Below are 25454 nucleotides of genomic sequence, written 5' to 3' on the forward strand. Positions count from 1 at the left end.
AGTCCCCGAACTCAGGACCATGCTTGTCAAAGACAGCGACGCTGAAATTCGGGGCAGATCCGTTATTCGGAATGTAGAGACTGAGGGTTTCCCCCCCTCGGGCGACCTACTTTCCTTACGGGGAAAGTAGGCAAAGCCACTTGCACCTGGTTTGGCCCGGCTACGCCGGGTTCCCTCACTTCGGCGCCGCTCCGTGGGCACGCGAGGAATGGCTATTGCGTTAGAAGATCAAAAGCAAAAACTCGGCGTCGGCGTTTCAAGATTGACTCGGTCTCTGTAGAAGCCAACTGGAGCTTGCGAGCGCGCCTTCACTGGCTTAATGATCGGCAACCACGTCCATCTGTGCAGATCCCATCCGCGAACGCCACGCGAATCCGAGCACCATCAACAGTCCCAAACCGGCCATCGCCGCGCCTGCCAGGGAGATCGCCGGATAACCCAGCCCCGCATTGATCACTGCACCGCCCAACGCCGCGCCGATGGCGTTACCGAAGTTAAACGCACCGATGTTCACCGCCGACGCCAGATTCGGCGCTTCCTTCGCGGCCTCCATTACACGCATCTGCAAGGGCGGCACCAGGGCAAAGCTGGCTATGCCCCAGATCAGGATCGCCAGAGACGTGGGCAGCGGCCATTGCATCAGCACCGAGAACGCCAGCAAGACCGCGATCAGAATCGACAGCGAGACAATCAGCGTGCGGTCCACCGAACGGTCGGCCGCCTTGCCGCCCCACATGTTGCCCAGCGTCAGGCCAATGCCAAACAGCACCAGCATCGCAGTAATGAAGGTCGTCGAGGCGTGGGTTTCATTTTGCAGAATCGGTGCGATGTAAGTGAACACGGTAAACATCGCCCCCGAACCCACCACCGTCAGCAACAACGCCGCCAACACCGGGCCGCGCCCCAGCACGCGGATTTCCGCCAACGCACCGTCACTCTTGGGCAGTGGCAAGTTGGGCAAGGCGAACCACAGCGAGGCCATCGCCACGAAGCCCAGCCCGGCAATGCCCCAGAATGCCGTACGCCAGCCGAGCATTTCGCCGAACCAACTGGCCAGTGGCACACCGCCGATGGTCGCCAGCGTCAGCCCCATGAACATCGCCGCCACCGCCCCTGCCCGTTTCTCGGGCGGTACGACACTGGCCGCGACAATCGAACCGATGCCGAAAAACGCCCCGTGGTTGAGGGAGGTCACGATCCGGGCGATGAGCAGGCTTTCGTAACTGGTCGCCATCGCGGACATCAGGTTGCCGAGGGTGAAAATCGCCATCAGGCCGATCAACAGGTAACGCCGCGGAATCTTCCCGGTGGCCAGGGTCATTAACGGTGCGCCGATCAGCACGCCCAGCGCATAGGCGCTGACCAGCAGTCCGGCGGAGGGAATGGAAACGCCGAGGTCCGCCGCAATACTGGGCAACATGCCCATGGGCGCGAACTCGGTCACACCGATGCCAAAGGCGCCGATGGAGAGTGCAACAAGGGGTGGATTGATTCGCATGAGAGGCTCCTTATCTATGCCGCAAATGCTACGATCCGGTCCAACAGAGCGGTAGGCCGCTTTCGGTACAAGCACCTTTGCGTTCGAGGCACAAATGGACTTCAACGGCAGATCGGGAGAAATGGAGGTGTTCGCCAGCGTGGCGAAAGCGGGCAGCCTGTCAGCGGCGGCCCGCACACTGGGCCTGACGCCGTCGGCGGTCAGCCGCATCATCGCCCGTACCGAACAGCGCATCGGCACCCGCCTGTTGCTGCGCACAACCCGGGCAATCACCCTCACCGCAGAAGGCGAAGCCTACTTACGCGCGGCCCGGCGCATCCTCGCGGACATGGACGAAGTCGAAGAGGCCATCACCAATCAAGGCGTGCCACGGGGCCGGCTGCGGGTCAGCGCCTCAGTGGCCCATGGACGACTGGCCATTGTGCCGCTGGTGGCGGCGTTCAGTGCCCGCTACCCGGAAATTCTGGTGGACCTGACATTGGGCGATGAACTCGTCGACATTCTCGGCGGTCAGGCCGATGTCGCCATACGCTTTGGCTACTTGCCAGACAGCCCACTGACCGCGCGCTGCATCGGCGAAACAGGCCAGGTCATCGTGGCCTCGCCCGAGTACCTGGAGCGCCACGGTACGCCGCAAACACCTGAAGATCTGGCCCAACACAACTGCTTGCGCTTCAACTTTCGTCGGGCCAACCCGGACTGGCCGTTTCGCCGCTATGGTCAGGATTTCGCCCTCAAGGTTTCAGGCACCCTGGAGTGCAACAGCGGCGAGGCGTTGGCGCAAATGGCCAGATTAGGTGCCGGGCTGGCGCGTATCGGCGTGTTCACCGTACTCGACGACCTTGAGCGCGGCACCTTGGTCCCGCTGCTGGAAGCGTTCAACCCCGACGACAAGGAGCCGATTCACGCGGTGTTCGTCGGCGGCGCGACGATGAACGCACGGGTCCGGGTGTTCGTGGACTTCCTCGTCGAACACCATCGGGAAGGGCAATATTTCCTCCCCAGACAACAGTGATTCCCTCCCGGCCCGCTCAATTAAACGGGCTATCGTCCCTAGACTCGGCAGCACACCCACCGCCTCAAAGGACACACCCACATGTCGAACATCAACTTCAGCAGCCCTCGCGAAGCTGCCCGCGCCTTCACCCCAAAACTGTCGGCGTTCGTCGATTCGACGCTCTATCCACAGATCTGGAGCGACCCCGCACTCTCCCCGCGCGACAGAAGCCTGATCACCGTCGCCACGCTGATCGCAGCGGGTCATGCCGACGAATTGCCCGCGCATTTGCGTCGGGCGATCAGCAACGGTGTCACGCCTGAAGAACTGTCGACGGCGATCACTCACCTGGCGTTCTACGTTGGTTTTCCTGCTGCGATCAGCGCATCGGCCATTGCCAATGCAACGTTGAATGAGATCTGATGCCGTACCCAGATGTGTCTATCCTCCCTGGACCACCTCTCCTTCCCAAACACCCTGACGTCGACGGGCGATGACCAGACAATCGCCCGTCCCGGCAGCGCTGATAACCCGTTCCCCTTGCGGCGACCAGAACGCACTGCGCCCCGCACAGGCCCAGCCACCGGACGGCCCGCCATGGTTGGCCATCAACACCCCGAACCCCTGCTCGCGGGCATAGCCTTGCAGCATTGCGCTGTCGTGGGCGTAGCCGTTTTCACTGATCAACACGCTGGTAGCGTAAATTCCGGCGCCTGCTTGCCTGGCCGCTTGCGCGTGGCTGGCGTGGGTGAAGTCTGCACAGACGGACAGCGCGATCTGCTCCGTCCCCATCGCCAACAATGACCCGCCATGACCTGGGCTGAAAACCACTTCTTCGCCCGGATGCAAATGCTGTTTGGTGTACGTCGCCTGCGTGCCGTCTGCTGCGAACACCCACGCGCCGATCAGGATCGCCTCGCTGTCCGGCTGACGCAGCGGCAGGCCCACGACAGTCGTCATCCCCGTTTCTTTCGCCAGTTCGTGCAAGGGGCGTAAGCACTCGGCATCCGGCCCTTGCGCGAGTTCGCGAGCGAAAGCAGGCTCGTAGCCGGTTAACGACAGCTCCGGGAACAACAGAAACTCGACGCCTTGTCGGGCGGCGCATTGCATGAAGTGAAGATGGCGCTCGATGTTGGCATCGAGATCGCCTGCGATAGAGGTGTATTGAGCGGCGCAAAGATTGAGAGGGGTCATGGGGCATCAGCGCAGGAAATGTGAGCGAAGTAAATCACGCTTTCGCTCAATGCGCCGCTACAGGCAAGGACTGCATTACGCGCACTGACACACGAGCGAGACCTGACGCATGCGCCAGGTCTCGGAGGGGTGGTCGAACACGATTCACGCCGATGCAGACGGTCGAGCAGCCACTGTGTCGTACCAGGCCTGCAAGGCGGTCTGGTCCTCGGCAATCGCCATTTTCAGGGCGCCTTTGGCGAAGTCCAGGGTGGCCAACGCCGTGATGTCAGCGGCGCTGAAGTGCTCGCCTGCCACGAAGGGCACGGTCTGCAAACGCTGGTTCAGGTCTGCGTAAAAGTTGACTACGCGCAAACGGCTGCGGGCTGCCAGATCCGGAATCTGCTCGTAAAAATGCGGACCGGCCAACGCGCGACCTGCGAGACCCGGTACGGCATTGCGCACGGCCTCCATCACGGCCGCAAAGCCGTCCAGTTCCACGCGCCGCTCCCACATGGCAATCAGCGCTTTTTCCGTGGGCGTGCTGCCCAGCAGCGGATGTTCAGGATGGGCCTCTTCCAGATAGCGCCAGATGGCAGGCACCTCGGCAATCGACGTGCCGTCAGCAAGCACCAATGTCGGCACCATGCTGCGTGGATTGATGGTTTTGTAGGCGTCGGAGAATTGCTCCTTGCTGCCCAGATCCACCGGCACCAGCGGAACGTGAAGGCCCTTCTCAGCGATAAAGATACGAACGCGGCGCGCATTGGGAGAGCCAGCGGCGTGATAAAGCGTGGTGGTCATGATCGGTTCCTCTTCAATGATTGAAAATCAGATGGCGTGTTGCTGTTCGGCGTAGGGAAAGTCGATTCAGAGTTTGGAACCGCCGTCGACCCGCAGGGTGTCACCGGTGATCCAGCGCGCGGCATCGGAGGCTAGAAAGGCGATGGTTCCGCCAATATCGTCCGGTTGCGCTACCCGTTGCAGGGCCTGCATGGAAAGGGTCATGTCGCGACCGGCATCGGTGCGGGCGAAGCTCGACATGTCGGTGTCGACCACGCCCGGAGCGACGGCATTGACCCGAATGCCTCGCCCGCCAAGGGCTGCTGCGAAATGGGTGACCAGCGTATCGATGGCGCCTTTGGTCGAGGCGTATGCCGCCAGGTTGCCCACTGCGGAACGAGCGGCCAATGAAGACAGCAAGACAATGCTGCTGCCTTCACGCATGACCGGCAGCAACTGCTGCACCAGGAAGAACGGGGCGCGGACGTTGACGGCGAACAACCGGTCAAAATCCTCGACGGTGGTGTCTTCGATGCTCGCAGCACTCGCCACGCCCGCATTGGCCACCAGAATATCCAGCCTGGCACCGACGATATCGATGACCCGCTTTGCCAGCGCATGGGGCCCGTCCGCTTTGGACAGGTCGGCACTCACCGCTTCGGCGCGACCACCCTCAGCGCGAATCTGGGCGACGACCGCCTGAGCTTCTGTCGCGCCGCTGCTGTAATGCACCAGCACCTGTGCGCCCGCCTTGGCCAAGGCCAGCGCACTGGCACGACCAATACCACGAGAAGCGCCAGTGACCAGCGCGGTTTTTCCAGTCAGATTGCTCATGATGTGTTCCTCGAATTGAACGCGATAAAAATCAGGATCGGGGTAAAACGGCGAATCACTGCTCGGTCAGAAACATCGAGACGTGCTTCACGAAACGCTCGGGGTACTGGTACTGCGAGCCATGGTTGGCGTCGGGGTAAATCAGCAGTTGAGCGTTGGGAATGTGCTGTTGCAGGTGCCAGGAATTGATCGAGTAAATGATCACGTCGTGGTCACCATTGATGACCAGCGTCGGCTGCCGGAGCGCCGCCAGGTAGTCGAAAGGCGTGTCTTGGGGAGCGCCCCACTTGGCCAGCGCGGCCAACTGGGCCGGTGCGACACGCTCGTTCACCTCGGGGTCGCGGCCTTCGCTGCGCAAGCGGAAGCGCTTGAGAAAGGCGCGACCGGCCGCCTGACTGGCCTCGGACGGTGTAAAGAACACGCCCAGCCACAGGTCATCGGGATGAGCATACGTCGCCGTGAAGACCTCGACGGCTTCCGGCGTCAGCGATGCCATGGCGTCTCCGCTGCGCGGGCCGGTCCCGACCAGCACCAGCCGACGAACCAATGCAGGCTCGGCAATCGCCAGTGTCTGAGCGACCAGACCGCCGAGCGAAAAGCCCAACACGTCGACCTGCTTCAAGCCCAGCGCCTTGATGAAGTGCGCGGCGTTGGCCGCCATCTCCTCCACCGAAGCAGGCACTTCGCCGGAGGTGCTGGAGACCCCTGCGTTGTTGAACAGGATCACTTCGCGGTCTTGCGCCAAGCCATCGGTGACCAGTGGGTCCCAGTGATCCATGGTGCCGGTGAAGTGCATGTTCAATACGACAGGAATGCCTTGCGGGTTGCCGAAGCGGCGATACGCGAAACGGATGCCGTTGGCATCGATATAGTGAGTCGGAGCGGTCTGATGGGTATGCATGACAGGCCTCGCTGGGCAGAGGGTGCAGCGCTGTTTCGCTGCCGTTGAAGCCAATCTATTCCTCGCTTGTTCGGCTGAATAAGACTTTGTAAGCTGCCACCTCATGCTTTTAAAGCATGACTCATACGAGAATCGTAAACATGGAACTGCGCCATCTGCGTTATTTCATCGCGGTAGCAGAAGAAGGCAGCGTCACGGTGGCGGCGCAAAAGCGCCTGTTCACTTCGCAGCCGTCGCTGAGTCGGCAGATCAAGGATCTGGAAGATGAGGTGGGCGCGCGGTTGCTGTTGCGCAGTGCACGCGGCATCGAACTGACGGCTGCGGGCGCGGCCTTTCTGGAGCACGCGCGACTGGCGTTGGCACAGGTTGAAACCGGTGTCGAAGCGGCACGCCAGGCCGCACATCCGGGCAAGCCGGTCTTCGCCGTGGGCTTTCTCACCGGACACGAAGTGGACTGGCTGCCCGAAACCACCCGGCTGTTACTCGACCAATTGCCAAACATGGACATGACCGTGTCCAGCCAATATTCCCCTGACCTTGCCGAAGCACTGGTGCGCGGCAAGCTGGACATCGCGTTTTTACGTGAAGAGCACAACACACCCGAGCTGAACTACATCAGCGTCGCCAAAGAGCATTTCGTGGTGATCATGCCCAGCGACCATCGGCTGGCCGCCGGCCAGGACGTTGATGTGCGTGACTTGGCGGGAGAGGTGTTCATCGGTGCTTCGGACATCGCCTACCCGATGCGCCTGGCCATCGAAAAGTACCTCGTGGCGTCCGGTCTCGACATCACGCCCAGCCACCGCATCCACAACCTGACGATGGCCATGTCGCTGATCGCCTCGACGCGCGGCGTCGCGTTGCTGCCCGCCTACGCCGAGCACTTTTTGCCGTGGTCGGTCACCAGCCGTCCTCTGCGCGGTGAGCCACCGACCATCGACCTGATGATCGGCTATCGCCGCGACAACAGCTCGGCGCTGGTCAGGCTGTTTCTGTCCCGAGTGGACGAACTGATCAAGCGAGCGGCCAGATAACTCAGCACTTGTCGGGATGTTTCATCGCGACCAGACACCGCCGAACGTGACTGGGGTTGCGTTCGGCCATCGTGGATAAAGAACAAGAGCAAAAGCGGAGATGGCGGTCGCGACAGATTGCGCCCTTTTGCCGCACCCCGTTCATCGCATCACTTCTGATACATTCCCGCGCCATGAAACTGAACCGCTCGGACCGACACCTGATCGCCTGGATGCTCTATTGCTGCGTCCTGTTCAACGTGTTCGCCTGCAGCATCGGCCATGGCCAAATGGTCGGGATGCAGCTCAACGGCATTGGCGGCGAGTTCTGCTCCACCGATGGCCGGGCGCTGACGGTCGAAGCGTTCAAACCGGGCGATCAGAAGTTGCCCACCCTGTCCGCAGCCTTCGGTTGCCCGTTGTGCTCCACCGGCGGCATGGGCCCGGCGCTGAGCTCCAGCCTGACGCTGGCGATCCTGCCGGAAACCCACAGTCCGCCGCCTGCGGTCGTGACGGCCACCCAAATCCCTTCCGCTGTCCATTGGCCCACGGCCAACCCGCGCGCACCGCCCTTCGCCTGATCTGATTCAGCTACGACATGCCCTTCTCTGCGGCCGTCTGATCGCGGCCTACAGATGGTTCGTGGGTGTCTGTTCTGCCCTCATGGTGAGCAAGCTCACGCCCACTGGTATGCGCAATCCCTGTGGGAGCGAGCTTGCTCACAATGCGGTAGATCAGCCATCCGCAAAGCCGGGGCCGTACTCGCCTTCATTTCAGGTCTTCACCATGAAACGCATCCCCCTGCTCGCCGGTCTGATCGGCAGCCTGTCCCCGCTCGTCTACGCGCAATCAGCCATCGATCTGGCGGCGGTCACCATCAACGACGAACAAAGCGCCGAACCCACCGGCCTGGACCTTGAACAACACGCCGCCAGCGCGACCCACTTGGGACTGAGCCTGCGTGAAACCCCGGCCTCCATCGCCGTCGCCAACCGCGCGGACATCGAGCGCCACGGCGCACAGAACTTTCAGGACGCCGCCAACGCGCTGCCCGGCGTCAACGCCAGCGCACCGCCCGGTTTCGGCGGATTCATTTCCTACCGTGGCTTCACCAGCAGCCAGGTGACGCAGATGTTCAACGGCATCAACGTCGCCACCGGCCTCGCCCGCCCGGTCAACAGTTGGATCTACGACCGCGTCGAATTGCTCGGTGGCCCGTCATCGGTGATGAACGGCGCAGGCTCGGTGGGCGGCTCGTTGAACTACGTCACCAAGCTGGCGACCCGCGAAGAACAATCGGCTGAGGGCCGGGTCAGCTACGGCAGTTTCGACACCACGCAAACCGCCTTTGGCGTGAACCACGCCCTGAGCGATCCGACCTCGGACATTCAGCATTACGCCCGGCTGGACGTCAGCCACACGACCAGTAACGGCTACATCGACCGTCAGGAAAACGATGCATGGAACGTCGCCTTTTCCCTGCTCAGCGACATCACGCCGAATCTGTCCCACACCCTTGCACTGGAATATCAGGACGAACACGAAAACAGTCCGTACTGGGGCACGCCAGTGCTCAACCCCAAAGCGGGCCAATTGAAGATCGATAAACACAATCGCTTTCGCAACTACAACGTCGAGGATGGCCTGTACGAACAGCGCACAAAGTGGATTCGCTCGATCATCGACTACCGCCTCAACGACACCACGACCTTACGCAACACGCTGTATCACCTGGACAGCCAGCGTGACTACCGCAACCTGGAGACTTACCAGTACAACGCCGACAACAGCGCGATCAACCGCTCGACGGCCTATCTGGTGCGTCACGAAGGCACGCAAGGCGGCGACCAGTTCGAGTTGCGGCATGAAGGCTACCTGCTGGGCATGGCCACGACCTGGGCCACAGGCTTCGAATACAAGGTCAACAGCACGACGAACAACCCGTGGAACGTTGCGGCCAATAACAGCGTGGACCCGGACCATTTCGACCCCGGCCATTTCTACGACCTGCCCGGCACTCGACAGGGTTTCGTCAAGGACAAAACCAATGAAGTGACGACCAAAGCCGTATTCGTGGAAAACCGCCTGGCCCTGAACGAACAATGGTCGCTGGTAACCGGCCTGCGCTACGACGACATCGACCTGGACGTGACCAACCATCGTGTGGTGACGGCCAGTAATCCGCGCCACTTGCGTCGTGACTGGCAGCCGGTCACGGGCCGTGCCGGACTGACCTGGCAATTCATCCCCAATGCCAACGTCTACGTGCAATACAGCACGGCCGCCGAGCAGCCCAGCGGGACGCAGAACTTCGACGTCTCGACAGGCAAGCAGTGGGAAATCGGCAGCAAGTTCGATTACCTGCAAGGCCGGGGTTCGGGAACCCTTGCGGCCTATACCCTCGAACGCAAAGACTTTGCCGTGACCGACCCGCTGGACCCGACCAACACCGTTCCGGTGGGCCAGCAGTCATCGCGGGGTATCGAACTGGCGAGCGCCTTGCGCATCACGCCTGCGTTGCTGCTGGAAGGCAACGTCGCCTGGGTCGACGCGCAGTATGACGACTTCAACGAAAAGAACGCCGCCGGGGTCGTGGTCTCGCGCAAGGGCAATACCCCCACCAACGTGCCGGACCGGGTCGCCAATCTGTGGCTGACGTATGACTTCACACCACGCTGGCAAGGCGGCGTGGACGCGCGCTACGTGGCCTCGGTTTACGCCGACAATGCCAATACGCAAACCGTGCCGTCCTACACGCTGTACGGGAGCTTTCTGACGTTCAAGGTCGATGCCCACACCTCGGTGTCCGGACGGATAAGGAACCTGACTGACGAGGTCTATGCCCGTTTCGCCCACGTATCACCGGCGTACTACCTGGGCGAGCCCCGGACGTTCGAGCTGGCTGTACAGACGCGATTCTGAACCTGATGACGTTTCAGGGCTGGCGAATCACTCGCTGGCCTTGAACACCAGTTCGCCCTTGCGCCATTTCGCAGCCTTCGCAGTGGCGGCTTTGAGGACTTTGCTCAGACCCTGTTGAATCTGCTCATGAGCGGCGAACACCATGAACACCGTATTGGATTCCTTGAACACGATGCCGTGACCTTCCGGGACATCGACAAAGGCATATTCGCCCAGGCCGTAGATGGTCATCCTGATTTCACGAAAGCGAATCTCGAACTTGCCGCCTTCACGGCTCGGCAACACGGCAGCGCGAAAATGATCGCCGACCTTGAGCTCCAGACGCGGCTTGTCATCGACCACCATCGCAGCTTCGGTGTCGATTTCAGACATGTAAATGCCTTCAGGGGATTGCTCGATGATATAAACGAAACGTGCCTGGAACTGCTTCACCAGCTTCGCGCGCAAGTCTCCAAGCACGAATAACGCATGGGTATCCAGATTACTGACGGCCAATGTACAAACTCCCAACCTGATATGAACTCGCCCGGCAACCGGCCAGGCAAGGATAAAGACAAGAAAACGGTGCGCCCCGGAAGCCGGGCGCGGGCATGAACATGGATTCTACCGGCTGAGAGTCTATACGGGATATATGCCTTTCGTCCGCAATCCCGCGTTATTTGTACACGACATGGCTGCAAAATCTGTGTGCAATCGTTCCTGCACCCGATACACGTACGCTGAATCGTTCAGGCAAATGTCGCGAACTCTCGCACGATCAAACGACTCACATGCAACACAGCATTGACAACTCACCCCATCAGACGGGGTCACAGACCCACCGGGAGATGACATGGAAACCACTGCACCCACACTCGCTACACTGTTCGAGCAATTGGGGCTGGCGTCAGACGAAGCCAGTATCGATGCGTTCATCAGCCAGCACAGGCTGCCCGCCGATGTAAAACTGATCGATGCCGAGTTCTGGACGCCTCAGCAGGCACGCTTTCTTAAAGAAGAACTGCAAGTCGATGCTGAATGGGCACCTGTGGTGGACGACCTTAACGAGCGCTTGCATCCCGCCAGCCAACGATGAGAGCCGTCTGACAAGGCGACCTTCCCCCGGGTCGCCTGTCGTCAGAGTGGGTAGCCCGGCTGACTCACATGCGCAAAGCGCTGGCGACCGCCAACGGCCGGAGCATGGATAAACGGGCTGTCCACCAGGGCCCCACTCCGCCCGATGAATGCGTTCCAGTGCGCTGAACAATGGATGTAACGCCGATACAGCATCTGCATTTCATCGGCAGTCAACGACACATCCAGACCGCGCGCGTACGCCAGCAATTTTTCAGCAATGCTTTTCAACTCCAACGGTACGTTCAGATCGGCCACGTCGGGAATCGGTCGAAATGGCACCCCTTCATCACACGCCAAAGCATGCATGACCCGTAAATAGACCCGTGACAAATGCCCGAACACACGGCGCTCCAGCTTCACACTTGCCACGACAGTCTTCATCCCGCGCCCACGTTGGGCCATTCGTTCAAAACACTCGATACCGATGGAGGCGTTTTCGTCCTGCGGGTCGATCCAGCGCTGCGCGTCCAGCGAATCGAGTTCGGCATGCGTCTGAAGCCAGGCGTCCGTGGCGTCATAGGGCGTATTGGCGCTGACCAGGCTGCGCCGGGGGCGGGTCAACGAGACGGATTCCACGCTCTGCGGGTGATAGCCTCCACCGATGTCCGAGTGACTGCCGGGCAGGACAACCTCCCGAGGCCAGTCAGGTGCGACGCGGTTCAAGGCAAAGTTGCGTCGATGCTCATCCCCCGCCACCAGATGCAGCACCTGTTGCGCACACCCGGGAGGCAGGAACAGGTTAACCCGCGCATTCATCTCGTCCCGCACATTGCCCAGATCGGACCATCCACCGACCGCCGCGACGGTGTCGAACAGCCCGATCACCTTCAAACGTACACAGTGGGAAGCCCAGGAAAACCCCGCAGCTAACAGTGACCGACGTTTTCTTAGCAACGGGTCCAACGCACCTCCCGATTGTTTGAGTACTTCATTGGCCATATGACGCGCCGCCGCGGCCCCCCGACTGAACCCGAACAGATCAAACTCCAGAGCGCCTATCACGCAACCCGGGTTGCAATCTTCAAATGCCTTGAGCACGTCATCAATCTTCTTGATGCACCGGGACACCTTGGCGACGACACCAGTATTTCCACGCCCGAACCCCTGCCCTGAAACACGGGAATCTCGCCCCCCTGACTTAGTGCCGATGCCACTGACATAAACGGATCGATACACCTTGAGGCCCTGCCCGTCGTTTCGGGCGACAGGCTGATCGCGATAGAGGTCTGCGAGTCTGGCGATGTTGGTCAAGTCGTTGCTGTAGCTGCTGCCAGGATCAGTGTGTCGGCCGCCGCATTCTTTGATATGCGCGCCATTGTAAACTTCAGCCATGGCCTGACAGTCAGCACCGATCTGACTGTTAATGCGGTTATTACCCGTGCCGTCGAAAAACACACCGATTCGAACGGTCACATCCAGCGCCCCAATGACGCCGCTAGAGCCTGTTACCGAATGCAATGTCGTCATAAATAAATTCACCTGCGAGTTTCATTTGAAGCCCAGATAATTAATATCTGGTCATATAACTCACAGAATGCGTGCACATACGACTTCGTCAATACAGGCTTCACACTTTCAGAAAAGACCTACTCAAATATCAGACCGGCCAGCATCCTCAACAAAAATCTCCTACAACAAACCATCAAATCGCTGCAGATGTCTGGCACACATAAACTAAAAAGATGCGTTAAAACAATAATTAAATATTGTTTCTCCTCAATTATTCGTAACCCGACATAACGAAAGAGCAGGGGCGTACCCTGCTCCTGGTCACATTCCGAAACTATTCAAGCGGACCGCGGGCGCGTACTGTCGGGCTTGTAGCCCAGCCGCAAGCCACCCCAATGCCTGCCCTTGACCAGAATTGGCACGGATAAATCGTGCATCAACTCACCCGTGTCCCGCGTGTAGGTTTGCAACAGCACCGGTTGCTGATGGCTGCCACAACGAATGCCCGTACGGTCGTCAAACTTGCGCTTGGTACGGTTATGCACGGTATCGATTGCAACGTCGCCCGTCAGCGGCTGGCTGAAGGCCTGATTGTGCGTGGGTACATAGCCCTGCTGGGTACAGGCAATGGCGAATACCAGACCTTCGTGGCGTTTGAGCAACGGCTCTTGAATGGCCGGAAGCACCTGATCGGTGTACCGATCGAAGCGGGTCTGATACTTGGCCGGAGACGTGTTGGGGATCGTTTGATAGTGACGGTCGAACAGGTCGTCAAGGCTGACGCGCCGCTGATCGATGTCATGCTCGAATTGCCGCGCGATCTGAGCAGCCCCCTCGCGCGCCAGATCGTAGACGCGCTGGTGGTAGTCATCCAGCCCCACTTGCGCCAGACGCTCACTGATGGTTTCCGCCTGCCCTTCCATCTGCACCGCCGATTGCGCCAGGTGGCGGGTCTGGTCATCGCTGATGGCCAGGTCGCTGCGCATCTGCTCGACAGCGACGAACAGGCTGCTCAATTGCGTCTGGTTGGTCTCGGCCCCCGTGGCGATTTTACCCACTTGCCCTTCGACACCTGCCGCCAGTTGCGCAATGTTCGCCAGTTGCCGCCCGGTCATCTCGACCTGCTCGACACCGCCGTTCAGATCCCCGGAAAGCTGGCGAATCTGCTCGACTACTTGCGCGGTGCGCTGCTGGATGTCCGCGACCATTTCGCCCACTTCTCCGGTAGCGGTTGCCGTACGCCCTGCCAAACCACGCACTTCGTCGGCGACCACGGCAAATCCCCGGCCATGCTCGCCCGCTCGAGCCGCTTCGATGGCGGCGTTGAGCGCCAACAAATTGGTCTGGCTGGCAATCGACTGAATGACCGCCGTGACTCGCTGGATATCTTCACTGCGCTGGCTAAGGGCCTCGATCAGTTGTCGGCTGCTGTCGGCGCGCTCGCTGAGCTGATGCATCAGGGCGATAGACTCGTTCAACACCACCAGACCCGAGTCGCTGCTCTGTCGCACTTCGCTGGCGGCGCCAAGCGCTTGCTGACTGAGAGAGGATGTGGCCCGTTCGGTGGTAATCATCACGTCGGCACTGCTGACGATCTGCTCGGCGGCGTTCACCTGGGATTGCAAGCGGCTCGCCAACTGCTTGACCGAAAAAGCCACGGCAGCCGCCGACAATGCGTTATGGCTGGTGCTGCGCGACAGGTCACGGGTCAGCCGCTCAAGGGCGTCGTCCTGTTTCTCGACAGGGGTGGGGATCGAACGGGAAACCAGCACGCGAGGCAGCCACAGGCTCAACAGTGCCAGAGGCAGGCACCCGTAGACCGGAACCTCGCCCCACGCCATGGCCGCAAACAGCAGACATAGCGCAAGACTCTGCAACGCGGGTGTCCACCAGCCCGAAGAAGCACGCGACGACGCGGCGCTCACCGGTTCTGCGTACGAAGGGAGCGCCCCTGTGTGACTGCCATTGATCGCCATATCCTTGACCCACCCTGCTTATCATTATTTTGAAAGCATTAAACGTCAGATAGCGGCCATGCGCCATGAGCCCTTGGTGGTAGTCGGTCGGATTTCAGCGCATCCGTCAGTCTCGCAAGCGCATGGCAAATCACAGGCGACAAAAAGCCCGACTGTCTCGTTCAAGACAGCCGGGCTGGTGCATCGGGTGTACGAATCAGGCTTGACGCTGGTGGCGATCAATCTGTTCGTGACGTTCCTGGGCTTCGATGCAGTATTTGGTGGTCGGGCTGATCAGCAGGCGCTTCAGTCCGATAGGCTCACCGCTGTCGTCGCACCAGCCGAACGTGTCGTCCGCAATACGGGCCAGGGCCATTTCCAGTTGAGGCAAAAGGCGCTGATCGCGTTCGATCGCATTGACCAACCAGTGACGCTCTTCTTCCACAGAGGCGGCGTCGGCCGGATCAGCCGGGCTGTCCAGGCTTTCGATAGCGATACGGCTCTGCTCGATGCGCTCGTGGGTTTCCACCTTCATGGACTGCAGCAGGGCCTGAAAGAAGGCGTGCTGCTCGGCGTTCATGTAGTCATCGGCCGGCATCGCCAGCAACTTTTCCTTGGTCATTGATTTCTCTATAAAAAAACGTGCATTAAGGCGAATCAAGGGAGCGCCTTGGCCCGATTGTAAAAGCGAGATCGCCAGCGCCATCGTCTCCAGGCGCCACTTGGCACTCAATTTACGAGGGGCGGCAGTCTAAGGCCGGGTGTCGTACTCGGCAACATAATTGAACAAGATTCGCTCAACAAGCCCCCAAATCCCCGGTGGCGTTGAGCCAAACCGGAGTTTCAACCTGTGTCTTAGCGCCGACGCATTCCCCTGTAGCAGTCACCTAAATTTGTGGTGACGTCTGACCGTCCCTATTCCCATCGGTTCAACCGGACCAAAAAACGAAAAGGGCCTGAAATCAGGCCCTTTTCGCATACGACACAGAGGCTAGCGTTTGAGCTTGCGCTTGTTGCGGTACTGGTCGATCACCACCGCAACGACAATGATCAGGCCCTTGATGATGTCCTGCACGTAGGCGTCGACGCCAACGAAGGTAAAGCCGCTGGCCATCACACCGAGGATGAGCGCACCGATCACCGTGCCGGTAATACGGCCCACCCCACCGGCCAGACTGGTGCCGCCGATCACTGCCGCCGCGATGGCGTCCAGTTCATACGATACCCCCATCCCCGCCTGCCCCGTGGCAGCCCGGGCCGAAGCGACCACCCCCGCCAGACCGGCCAGGAGCCCGGCGATACTGTACACGATCACCAAATGACGCTTGACGTTGATCCCGGAGGTGCGTGCCGCCTGCATGTTGCCGCCGATGGCGTAGGTGTATTTGCCGTACTTGGTGTAACGCAAGGCGATGTGGAAGATCACCGCGACCACCAGAAAGATGACGACCGGCATCGCGCCCTGCCCGATGGCCGTGTACGAATCATTGAGCATACTCACCGGCTGGCCGCCCGTGTAGTAACGCGCCAGGCCACGGGCCGACACCATCATGCCCAGCGTCGCGATGAAGGGAGGAATCCCGGTGATGGCGATGATGCTGCCGTTGATCGCCCCTGCGAGCAACCCGACGCCCAACCCCGCGATGACCGGTATCCACACCGGCAAATCGGTCAGCGAGGGGAACACCGCTCGGGTGTAATCCGACGACTGCGCGAGGCTGGCAGCAATCATGGCGGTCAGCGCCAGCACAGAACCCGAAGACAGGTCGATCCCCGTGGTGATGATCACTTGCGTCACACCGATGGCGATCAGACCGATGATCGACACCTGCAAAATCATCAGCACCAGACGCTGGGAGTTCAGCAGAAAGCTCTGGTCACGCACGACCCAGCCAAAAATCTCGAAGATCAGGCCGATACCGATCAGCACCAGAAAGATGCTCAGTTCCGTCGGCATCCGCCGTTTGTGCCGGGTCGATGCCGCAGCGGGTTTGTTGTTGTCCAGAATCGCGTTCATCTTCATACGTGCCTCTTATTCTTGTTCCGACCCTGCTTCCTGTCGGAAGGCCAGGCCGTTGGCAAGCGGATCATCAGTGAATCGAATTGCCCGACGCCAGGTGCATGACGCGTTCCTGCGTCGCGTCGGCCCGGTCGAGGGTGCCCATCATTTCGCCTTCGTGCATGACCATGACCCGGTCGCTCATGCCCAATACTTCTGGCAACTCCGACGAAATCATGATCACCGCCATGCCTTCGCTGGCCAGCAGAGAAATCAAGCGGTAAATCTCCGCCTTGGCGCCGACGTCAATACCCCGGGTCGGCTCGTCGAGAATCAGGATGCGCGGGTTGGTCATCAGCCAGCGGGCAATCAGGGCTTTCTGCTGATTACCGCCTGAGAGCGTGTCGATGCATTGCTCCAGCGACGGCGTCTTGACCCGCAGTTTCTTGCACATGTCCTCGCACAACGCGCGCAACGCTTTCTGATGCACGAAGCCTTTGCCGACGTAATGTGGCAGCACGGCCATTTCCATGTTTTCCAACACCGACAGACACGGAAACAGGCCCGTCAGCTTGCGGTCCTCAGTCAGCAGCGCGAAGCCTTTTTCGATGGCGAAGTGCGGATCGACCACGTTGATCGGTGCGCCGTCCAGACGAATCTCGCCCCGAGTGCACGGCGTAATCCCGAAAATGGTTTCGGCCACGTTGGTGCGGCCCGAGCCCATCAGCCCGGCGATGCCCAACACCTCCCCAGCGTGCAGATCGAACGACACGTCCTTGAAAACCCCGTCCAGCGTCAGGTCGCGTACCGACAGCAACAGATCGCCAATCGGCGAGGTGCGCTCCGGAAACAACTGGGTCAGCTCACGCCCCACCATCATCGAGATCAGGCTGTCGCCGTCCATGCTGTCGGCGCGTTGAAGGCCAATGTAGGACCCGTCGCGAAACACCGCCACTTCGTCGGCGATGGCGAACACTTCGTTCATTTTATGCGTGATGTAGATGATGCCCTTACCCTGCGCACGCAGGTCGGCGATGATCGAAAACAGGTGGGCCACTTCTTTCTCGGTAATGGCCGAGGTCGGTTCGTCCATGATCAGCACATCGGAGTCGTAGGACACCGCTTTGGCGATCTCGACCATCTGCCGTTCGGCAATGCTCAGATTGCCCACGTGCTCTTCGGGATCGAGGTCGATGCGCAGACGGTCCAGCAATTCCTGGGTGCAGCGATGCATGGCGCGGTGATCGACCATGTGCAGCCCGTTGAGCTGCTCGCGGCCGATCCAGATGTTCTCGGCGATGCTCATGTGCGGCATCAGGTTGAGTTCCTGGTGAATCATCGCGATGCCCGATTGCAGCGCCGACAGCGGGGTGTCGAACACCACCGGTTTGCCGCGCAGGCGAATCTCGCCGGTGTCAGGCTGGTAAATGCCCGCGATGATCTTCATCAAGGTGGACTTGCCCGCCCCGTTCTCGCCCATCAGCGCCAGCACGCTGCCAGGCCGTACGCGCAGTTCTACATTGTCCAGCGCGACCACGCCCGGAAAGCCTTTGCTGATGTTGGTAATTTCCAGCAGGTAGGGATTCTCGGCAGCGGTCGCAGCGCGATCAGGCGGGGTGTCAGATACGGTGGCGGTTGTCGCAGTAGCGGAAGCGAACATGGTCACAGGCTCCTCAAGTGACGCGGCGGCAGAGACGTGCTCTGCAACCGGTCAGTTGTCGTGATGTGAACGTTATTTGAAGGTGCTGACGTTGTCCGGCGTGATCAGCTTGAAAGGAATCACGATGGCCTGCTGAGGCAGCGCTTCCTTCTTGGCCATCTTCACAGCCGCATCGATGGAGCCTTCGCCCTGCCCTTTGGCGTCCTGGAATACTGAAACGGTCAGATCGCCCTTCTTCACTGCCGCCAGGCCATCCGGCGTGCCGTCGACACCCGCTACCAGCACGTCGCCCGACTTTTTGCCTGCCTGTTTCAACGCCATGGACGCGCCAATGGCCATTTCGTCGTTGTTGGACAGCACCGCGCTGAAGTCACGCCCCTGGGTCAGCCAGTTGTTGGTGATGTCCATGCCTTTCTGCCGACCCCAGGCGCCTTCCTGTTCTTCGGCGATTTTGATATCGGGGTATTTTTTCAGCACCTCTTTGACACCTTCGGTGCGGTCACGGGTGGAGTTGTTCGACAGCTCGCCCAGCAGAATCACCACACTGCCCTTGCCACCGAGTTTGTCGGCGATGTACTGCGCCTGAAGGCGTCCTGCTTCCTTGTCGTCGGAGGTCACCGAGGCAACGCCTGCGGGCAGTTTCGGATCATCCGGACGGCGGTTGACGTAGACCAGCGGAATGCCTGCAGCGGTGGCGGCTTTGGTGATGCGGGCCGTGGCAGCAGTGTCCACAGGGTTGACGATCAGGGCGTCGACTTTCTTGCCGATCAGCTCTTGAATCTGGTCGAGCTGTTTGTTGACGTCGTTGCGAGCATCGACGTACTGCAAGTCGACATCCCCCATGTCCTTGGCCTTCTTGCTCATGTCTTCGCGCATGTAGGTCAGGTAGGTGTCGTCGAATTGCGACATGGCCACACCGATTTTCAGGTCAGCGGCCAGTGTGGCGCCGCTGCCGAGCATCAGGGCCAGTGCCAGAGAGGTAAAACGGGCTTTGGTGTTCATGAACGGTCTTTCTCCAAATTCTTGTTGTTGTAGTGAATTGGCTAACGACTGCAAGTGTTCAAAGGCTGGTGTGTTGACTGGAAAACTGTGGGCTGGGGAAATGGGCCACCGACGCGCCCGCTGAACCGCAGACCATCACGCCACGGCTCTCGACGCACAGCACGCGGGCAGCGATTTCCAGGAAGCGATCAGGGGTCAGACGCGACAAGGCGCGGGTGGGAGCAAGCAGAGAACGTGATGCGGAACGGCAAACCTTGGCGGCTTTGTTGAAAATGTTCATCGACGGTACCTGTCTTTTTGGCTTTCTTGTTTTTTGTTTCGTTCGCCAGACTCGGTGTCGGAAAGGTCCGACAGCAGGTCTGGACGTCGAGCATCGGCAACCTGAAAACGACTCTATTGGAAAATAATTTCTACTTCAACAAATTTTAGAATTTATTTCTATTTTGATTGTTTCTCCGCGCATTGCCACTTATAAACAGACGGATCACAGTCCTGAGGTAGCGAATTCATTCGCTCCCACAATTTAAATCGCTGGTGTGCCTGCTAGATCTCGATCACCCGGCCCTCTAACGCGCTGGTTCGTGCCGCATCCAGCACTCTGGCCGAGGCCACCGCATCCCGCGCATCCACGGGATTTGGCCCCTGATTCATCACCGCGGCCTGCCACTGGCGATAGAACTGCGGCCAACAGCCACGCTCGGACGGTACACGCTCGCGATGCTCACCCTGTTCGAACCAGCCCCAACGCCGATGCTCCTCAACGCCCCAGCGCTCGCCTTCTGATTTGGGCGAGAGTCCGGCCAGCGCCTGGGCTTCCTGGCCATCGAGGCCTTCAACGGTATAGCAGCCCTTTGCACCATTGACCCGAAACCGTGGTCCTTGAGCGTTTTGCAGGCAATTGCCCCACAGGTGCGAGGTGACACCGCTGGCATGAATCAGCGACACAAAAAAGCCGTGATCGACCTTCTGTTCAGGCGTGGCAAATTCCAGTTCGGCGTACACCCGCTTCACCGGGCCGAACAGCAACAGCGCCTGATCCACCAGGTGGCTGCCCAGATCGAGAAGAATCCCGCCGCCGCTTTCCTTGCCCACCGACGAGGGCGAGTAGCGCTCGACCCGGGACTCGAACCGCGTGATGTCGCCCAGCACACCCTGCTCGATCAGTTTGCGCACGGTGAGGAAATCCGAGTCCCAGCGGCGGTTCTGGTACACGCCCAGCAGCACGCCTCTGCTTTCGGCGGCGTCCACCAGCGCTTGGGCGTCCTGGGCGCTGGGGGCGAAAGGTTTGTCGCTGACTACGGGCACGCCCAGTTCGATGGCTTCAAGGATCAGCGAGCGGCGGGAGGCCAGCGGCGTGGAGATCACCACCGCGTCGACGCCTGCGGCCACCATATCAGCCAGGGTGTCGAAGGCCGGGACTTTGGGGTAGTCCTGATGCAGTTGCTGGCGACGTTCGGTGGAGGCTGTCACCACCCCGGCAAACGTCGCGCCCGCAAGGCTGGCCAGCAACGGCGCATGAAAGAAGCGCCCGCCTTTGCCGTAGCCGATGAGTCCGATTTTCATAAACAGTCCTTTACCCATACGCGACTCCCACAACGAATCGCGTTTACCAATGCCGTTCGGTTTCATGCAGAAGTGCGCAAGTCAGTACTTGCGGGCCCTGGCCAACATCGCCACCTGCCGCTGATACGCCTCAGCCGTCTTCTCGCTGGTCGACACCTCGGCCACACCCACACGCCACCACGACAGGTAGCCGTGAATCATGGTTTTGGGCAGCACCTTGATGTCGATCAGCGTCGACACGGTTTGCTTGCGCGCATCGGCCAGCGCCGCTTCCAGCTCTTCGACGGTTTTCACCTTGTAGGTCTTGCAGCCATAGGCTGCCGCGCTCATGGCGAAATCCACCGGCACAAACTCGCCGTCCAGCAAGCCGGTTTCGGGATTGCGATAGCGAAACTCGGTGCCAAAGCTGCCCATGCCGTTGCCCATCTGCAGGTTGTTGATGCAACCAAACGCCATGTTGTCCAGCAGCACCACATTGATCTTGCGTCGCTCCTGAATCGAGGTGGCCAGCTCCGAGTGCAGCATCATGTAGGAGCCGTCGCCGACCAGCGCGTAGACCTCACGCTCAGGCGCGGCCATCTTCGCGCCCAGGGCAGCGTTCACTTCGTAACCCATGCACGAATAACCGTACTCGACGTGGTAGCTGTCCACACTGGTGCTGCGCCAGGCACGCTGCAAATCGCCGGGCAGGCTGCCCGCGGCGGCGACGATCACCGCGTCTTGCGGCAATTGCTGATTGAGCAAACCCAGCACGCGACTTTGGGTCAGGCACGAACCGGTCATCTCGATGAAGTCACGCAGCACTTGTGGGTCCAGATGACCGGGGACTTCAGGCTCGAAATCCTGAGTCTGATACTCGACGGCATACAGACGATCCACCTCGGCATCCAGCGCCGCACGAGCCTGGCGAGGCGCATCGCCCCATTGCGCGCGATAGTCACCCAACCCGTCCGCCAATTCCTGCAACGCCAATTGCGCATCGGCCAGCACTTGCACGCCATCGAGTTTCTGCACGTCGAACGCGCCGACGTTGAGGTTGAGGAATTGCACGTCCGGGTTCTGGAACAGTGATTTGGAACCGGTGGTGAAGTCGCTGTAGCGAGTGCCGACGCCGATGATCAAGTCGGCCTCGCGCGCCAGCGTATTGGCCGCCAGCGAGCCGGTTTCGCCGACCCCGCCCATGTTCAGCGGGTGGGCCGAGACAATGGCGCTCTTGCCCGCCTGGGTTTCGCTGAACGGGATGCCGAAGCGCTCTGCGAAGGCTTGCAGTTGCGCCGCCGCGCCGGAATAACGTACGCCGCCGCCACAGATCAGCAACGGTTTGCGTTTACCTTTGAGCAGGGTCAGCGCGTCGTTCAACATCGCTTTGGTCGGCGGGCGACGGTCGATGCGGTGCACGCGCTTTTGCAGGAACGAATCGGGGTAGTCGTAAGCCTCGCCTTGCACGTCTTGCGGCAAGGCCAGGGTGACCGCGCCGGTTTCGGCCGGGTCGGTGAGCACGCGCATGGCGTTCAGCGCGGCGCTCATCAATTGCTCGGGGCGGTTGACCCGGTCCCAGTATTTGCTCACCGCCTTGAAGGCATCGTTGGTGCTGATGCTCAGGTCGTGGGATTGTTCGATCTGTTGCAGCACCGGGTCCGGCTGGCGGGTCGCGTAGACATCACCCGGCAGCAGCAACAACGGGATGCGGTTGGCGGACGCCGTGGCTGCGGCAGTGATCATGTTCGCCGCGCCCGGTCCCACCGATGAGGTGCAGGCGTAAATCTTGCGCCGCAGGTGCTGCTTGGCGAAGCCCATGGCGGCGTGGCACATGCCCTGCTCGTTGCGGCCCTGATGCACGATCAGCTCGCCGCTGTCCTGTTCCAGCGCCTGGCCCAGCCCCAAAACGTTGCCGTGGCCAAAAATGGTGAACACTCCGGCGACGAATTTGCTCTGCACGCCGTCGACTTCGACGTACTGGTTATCGAGAAACTTCACCAAAGCCTGGGCCATGGTCAATCGTGTCGTGGTCATGCTTGCACCTTGTTGTTATTGGAGGTGTCCTGAATCGGTGAGGCTCATTGTGGGAGCCGGCCTGCTGGCGAATGATCGTTCCCACGCGGAGGGTGGGAACGATCATATTTCAACAGGGAGATCGCATTACTTCGCCGTCGGCATGCTGAACTCCGCACCTTTCGTGATGCTGTCCGGCCAGCGCTGCATCACACTCTTGTAGCGGCTGTAGAACCGCAGCCCTTCATCGCCATACGCATGGTGATCGCCAAACAACGAGCGCTTCCAGCCGCCGAACGAATGCCAGGCCATCGGCACCGGAATCGGCACGTTGATGCCAACCATGCCCACCTTGATGTTGCGCGCGAAGGCGCGGGCAATACCGCCGTCGCTGGTGAAGCAGGACACGCCATTGCCGAACTCATGGGCGTTGATCAGCGCCACAGCCGCAGCAAAATCTGACACGTGGACGATGCCCAGCACCGGGCCGAAAATCTCTTCTTTATAAATGGTCATGTCAGTGGTGACGTCATCGAACAGCGTCGCGCCAACAAAGAAACCACCCTCGGCGCCCGGTACTTTGAAGTTGCGACCATCGACGATCAGCTTCGCGCCCTCTTTGACGCCCTGATCGATATAACCCTCAACCTTGGCCTTGTGCACCGCCGTCACCAGCGGCCCCATGTCCGAGTCCTTGTTCATGCCGTTGCCGACTTTCAGCGAGTCGATGCGCGGTAGCAGTTTGTCGATGAGTTTCTGGCCCACATCGCCCACCACCACGGCGATGGAAATCGCCATGCAGCGCTCGCCTGCCGAACCGTAAGCCGCGCCGATCAAAGCGTCGGCGGCCTGATCCAGATCCGCATCCGGCATGACGATCATGTGGTTCTTCGCCCCGCCCAATGCCTGAACACGCTTACCGGCTGCGGTGCCTTGCTGGTAGATGTATTCGGCAATCGGCGTCGAACCAACGAAAGAAATCGCCTCGATGCCGGGGTGTTGCAGCAGTGCATCCACCGCCACTTTGTCGCCTTGTACGACGTTGAACACGCCGTCCGGGAGACCGGCCTGTTTCAGCAGACGGGCCATCAGCAATGACGCCGAAGGGTCGCGCTCGGACGGCTTGAGGATGAAGCAGTTACCGGTGACCAGCGCCATGGGAATCATCCACAGCGGCACCATGACCGGGAAGTTGAACGGCGTGACGCCTGCGCACACGCCTAATGGCTGACGCAGGTTCCAGTTGTCGATGCCGCCACCAATGTTGTCGCTGTAATCGCTTTTCAACAGGCTCGGGGCACCGCAAGCGAACTCGACGATTTCGATGCCACGCACCACTTCGCCCTTGGCGTCGGAAAACACCTTGCCGTGTTCGCGGCAGATGATTTCGGCCAGTTCATCATGGTGTTGGTCGAGCAGTTCCTTGAACTTGAACATCACCCGTGCGCGACGCAGCGACGATTGATCGGCCCACGCCGGAAAGGCGGCCTGCGCGGCGGCCACAGCCTCGTCGATGGTTTTCAGTTCGGCCAGCGCAACCCGGGCCTGCACGGCACCGGTCGCCGGGTTGAAAACATCGCTGAAACGCTCGGCGGCGTCCTGTACCTGGCCGTTGATGTAATGGCCGATGATCGGGGTGTAGCTCATGTTCAGTTCCTTCAAATGGGTTACGCCTCTGTGGGAGCCGGCTTGCTGGCGAATACGGAGTGTCAGCCAACTCATCTATGACTGACCCACCGCATTCGCCAGCAAACCGGCTCCCACAGGATTGAGCGCTGGATTCGGGTTTAGAGATCCAACAACCACTCATGCTGCGGGTCGTTGTGGAATTGCCAGACGCGTTTCGGCCCGGCCATGACATTCAGGTAATAGGACTCGTAGCCGTAGGGCACGCTGACCGGGTGGTACCCCTTGGGCACGGTCACCAGATCGTTGTTTTCCACCGCCATGGCCTGATCGATGCTGCGATCGTCCGTGTAGACCCGCTGAAAGATGAAGCCCTGCGGCGGGTTGATCTGGTGGTAATAGGTCTCTTCGAGAAAGCTCTCGTGCGGCAGGTCATCCTTGTCGTGTTTGTGCGGCGGGTAGCTGGACGAATGCCCGGACGGTGTGCGCACTTCCACCACCAGCAACGAATGAGCGGGCTCGGAGTCCGGCAGGATGTCGCAAACGTAACGGGTGTTCGCCGCCTTGCCGCGCACGCTGCGTTTCATGGTTTCGGGTTTGATCAGGCGTGCGGGCAAGTCTTTCGAGGCATCGCCTGGCGCTGCGCAGACTGCGATTTGCACCGCACTCAGCGCTGTGACCTGGGCCTGACTATTGGGCGGCAGGTACACCGCGAATGGTGATTTGTCTTCGAACACCGATTGCCGGTCGCCGATGTTTTCCCAGTTGAACGCGCCCTGCCCCGGCGCTTCGCCGCTGACACTGACGCGACCACTGAGCAACACCAGGCACAGCTCCTTGTCCCCCGCATTGACCGGCAGACGCTCGCCGACGGTCAACCGGTGGGCCGAAAAGCCCACGTATTCCAACACCCCTTCGTCCAACGCCACGACATCGCGGCCCTCGGCTTTGCTTTTGACCAGGAGGTTCAT

Annotated in this window: 23 protein-coding genes; 6 read left to right on the plus strand and 17 right to left on the minus strand. The window is 60.3% G+C overall.

Annotation, left to right across the window (positions count from 1 at the left end; genetic code table 11):
• Window positions 1-316: 316 nt before the first annotated feature.
• A complete protein-coding gene (locus ACI2KB_RS02665) occupies window positions 317-1498 on the minus strand; it encodes an MFS transporter (RefSeq protein ID WP_404631103.1) in 1182 nt (393 codons plus the stop codon).
• 94 nt (window positions 1499-1592) lie between these two features.
• Here ACI2KB_RS02665 and ACI2KB_RS02670 point away from each other — a divergent pair, with 94 nt between their 5' ends.
• On the plus strand, window positions 1593-2513 hold the full coding sequence (locus ACI2KB_RS02670; protein ID WP_404631105.1) for a LysR family transcriptional regulator: 921 nt from the start codon (window positions 1593-1595) through the stop codon (window positions 2511-2513).
• A gap of 81 nt (window positions 2514-2594) precedes the next feature.
• Window positions 2595-2918, plus strand: a complete 324-nt coding sequence (locus ACI2KB_RS02675) for a carboxymuconolactone decarboxylase family protein (RefSeq protein ID WP_404631107.1) — start codon at window positions 2595-2597, stop codon at window positions 2916-2918.
• A gap of 18 nt (window positions 2919-2936) precedes the next feature.
• Here ACI2KB_RS02675 and ACI2KB_RS02680 read toward each other — a convergent pair whose 3' ends face one another.
• From ACI2KB_RS02680 to ACI2KB_RS02695, 4 genes are all read right to left on the minus strand, one after another.
• On the minus strand, window positions 2937-3689 hold the full coding sequence (locus tag ACI2KB_RS02680; protein WP_404631109.1) for a carbon-nitrogen hydrolase family protein: 753 nt from the start codon (window positions 3687-3689) through the stop codon (window positions 2937-2939).
• A gap of 144 nt (window positions 3690-3833) precedes the next feature.
• The gene (locus ACI2KB_RS02685) at window positions 3834-4472 is read right to left on the minus strand and encodes a glutathione S-transferase (protein ID WP_404631111.1); all 639 of its coding nucleotides are present in this window, start codon (window positions 4470-4472) and stop codon (window positions 3834-3836) included.
• A 66-nt stretch (window positions 4473-4538) separates the two neighbouring features.
• Window positions 4539-5285, minus strand: coding sequence for an SDR family NAD(P)-dependent oxidoreductase (locus tag ACI2KB_RS02690; RefSeq protein WP_404631113.1), 747 nt, complete (start codon window positions 5283-5285; stop codon window positions 4539-4541).
• Between the two features lie 55 nt (window positions 5286-5340).
• On the minus strand, window positions 5341-6186 hold the full coding sequence (locus ACI2KB_RS02695) for an alpha/beta fold hydrolase (protein WP_404631115.1): 846 nt from the start codon (window positions 6184-6186) through the stop codon (window positions 5341-5343).
• Between the two features lie 140 nt (window positions 6187-6326).
• On the opposite strand from ACI2KB_RS02695, the gene ACI2KB_RS02700 reads away from it, so the two are divergent.
• The 3 genes from ACI2KB_RS02700 (at window position 6327) to ACI2KB_RS02710 (ending at window position 10121) form a co-directional block, all read left to right on the plus strand.
• A complete protein-coding gene (locus ACI2KB_RS02700) occupies window positions 6327-7220 on the plus strand; it encodes a LysR family transcriptional regulator (protein ID WP_404631117.1) in 894 nt (297 codons plus the stop codon).
• A 173-nt stretch (window positions 7221-7393) separates the two neighbouring features.
• Entirely contained in the window at window positions 7394-7780 is a 387-nt protein-coding gene (locus ACI2KB_RS02705) for a DUF2946 domain-containing protein (protein ID WP_404631119.1), read from the plus strand.
• 205 nt (window positions 7781-7985) lie between these two features.
• Entirely contained in the window at window positions 7986-10121 is a 2136-nt protein-coding gene (locus ACI2KB_RS02710; protein WP_404631121.1) for a TonB-dependent receptor, read from the plus strand.
• A 27-nt stretch (window positions 10122-10148) separates the two neighbouring features.
• On the opposite strand, the gene ACI2KB_RS02715 is transcribed toward ACI2KB_RS02710, so the two are convergent.
• Window positions 10149-10616: a hypothetical protein gene (locus ACI2KB_RS02715; protein ID WP_404631123.1), complete on the minus strand. Its 468-nt coding sequence runs from the start codon at window positions 10614-10616 to the stop codon at window positions 10149-10151.
• A gap of 337 nt (window positions 10617-10953) precedes the next feature.
• On the opposite strand from ACI2KB_RS02715, the gene ACI2KB_RS02720 reads away from it, so the two are divergent.
• A complete protein-coding gene (locus ACI2KB_RS02720; RefSeq protein ID WP_404631125.1) occupies window positions 10954-11196 on the plus strand; it encodes a DUF2789 domain-containing protein in 243 nt (80 codons plus the stop codon).
• Window positions 11197-11237: 41 nt separating this feature from the next.
• On the opposite strand, the gene ACI2KB_RS02725 is transcribed toward ACI2KB_RS02720, so the two are convergent.
• From ACI2KB_RS02725 to iolB, 11 genes are all read right to left on the minus strand, one after another.
• Window positions 11238-12704, minus strand: a complete 1467-nt coding sequence (locus ACI2KB_RS02725) for a T6SS phospholipase effector Tle1-like catalytic domain-containing protein (RefSeq protein ID WP_404631127.1) — start codon at window positions 12702-12704, stop codon at window positions 11238-11240.
• A 320-nt stretch (window positions 12705-13024) separates the two neighbouring features.
• Window positions 13025-14662, minus strand: a complete 1638-nt coding sequence (locus ACI2KB_RS02730) for a methyl-accepting chemotaxis protein (RefSeq protein ID WP_404631129.1) — start codon at window positions 14660-14662, stop codon at window positions 13025-13027.
• Window positions 14663-14858: 196 nt separating this feature from the next.
• Window positions 14859-15263, minus strand: a complete 405-nt coding sequence (locus ACI2KB_RS02735) for a TraR/DksA family transcriptional regulator (protein WP_404631131.1) — start codon at window positions 15261-15263, stop codon at window positions 14859-14861.
• Window positions 15264-15632: 369 nt separating this feature from the next.
• Window positions 15633-16658, minus strand: a complete 1026-nt coding sequence (locus tag ACI2KB_RS02740) for an ABC transporter permease (RefSeq protein ID WP_404631725.1) — start codon at window positions 16656-16658, stop codon at window positions 15633-15635.
• A 73-nt stretch (window positions 16659-16731) separates the two neighbouring features.
• Window positions 16732-18300, minus strand: coding sequence for a sugar ABC transporter ATP-binding protein (locus tag ACI2KB_RS02745; RefSeq protein ID WP_404631133.1), 1569 nt, complete (start codon window positions 18298-18300; stop codon window positions 16732-16734).
• A 72-nt stretch (window positions 18301-18372) separates the two neighbouring features.
• The gene (locus ACI2KB_RS02750; protein WP_404631135.1) at window positions 18373-19302 is read right to left on the minus strand and encodes a sugar ABC transporter substrate-binding protein; all 930 of its coding nucleotides are present in this window, start codon (window positions 19300-19302) and stop codon (window positions 18373-18375) included.
• Window positions 19303-19360: 58 nt separating this feature from the next.
• The gene (locus ACI2KB_RS02755) at window positions 19361-19582 is read right to left on the minus strand and encodes a hypothetical protein (protein ID WP_404631137.1); all 222 of its coding nucleotides are present in this window, start codon (window positions 19580-19582) and stop codon (window positions 19361-19363) included.
• Window positions 19583-19845: 263 nt separating this feature from the next.
• A complete protein-coding gene (locus ACI2KB_RS02760; protein ID WP_404631139.1) occupies window positions 19846-20865 on the minus strand; it encodes a Gfo/Idh/MocA family protein in 1020 nt (339 codons plus the stop codon).
• A gap of 81 nt (window positions 20866-20946) precedes the next feature.
• Window positions 20947-22878, minus strand: a complete 1932-nt coding sequence (gene iolD / locus ACI2KB_RS02765; RefSeq protein WP_404631141.1) for a 3D-(3,5/4)-trihydroxycyclohexane-1,2-dione acylhydrolase (decyclizing) — start codon at window positions 22876-22878, stop codon at window positions 20947-20949.
• Between the two features lie 126 nt (window positions 22879-23004).
• Window positions 23005-24504 (minus strand): CoA-acylating methylmalonate-semialdehyde dehydrogenase, encoded by a 1500-nt coding sequence (locus tag ACI2KB_RS02770; protein WP_404631143.1) that lies wholly within the window; start codon window positions 24502-24504, stop codon window positions 23005-23007.
• 140 nt (window positions 24505-24644) lie between these two features.
• Complete coding sequence (gene iolB / locus ACI2KB_RS02775) at window positions 24645-25454, minus strand: 5-deoxy-glucuronate isomerase (RefSeq protein WP_404631145.1); 810 nt, start codon at window positions 25452-25454, stop codon at window positions 24645-24647.

It is taken from the genome of Pseudomonas sp. NPDC088444, assembly GCF_044900175.1.
In the GTDB taxonomy this organism is placed as follows: Bacteria; Pseudomonadota; Gammaproteobacteria; order Pseudomonadales; family Pseudomonadaceae; genus Aquipseudomonas.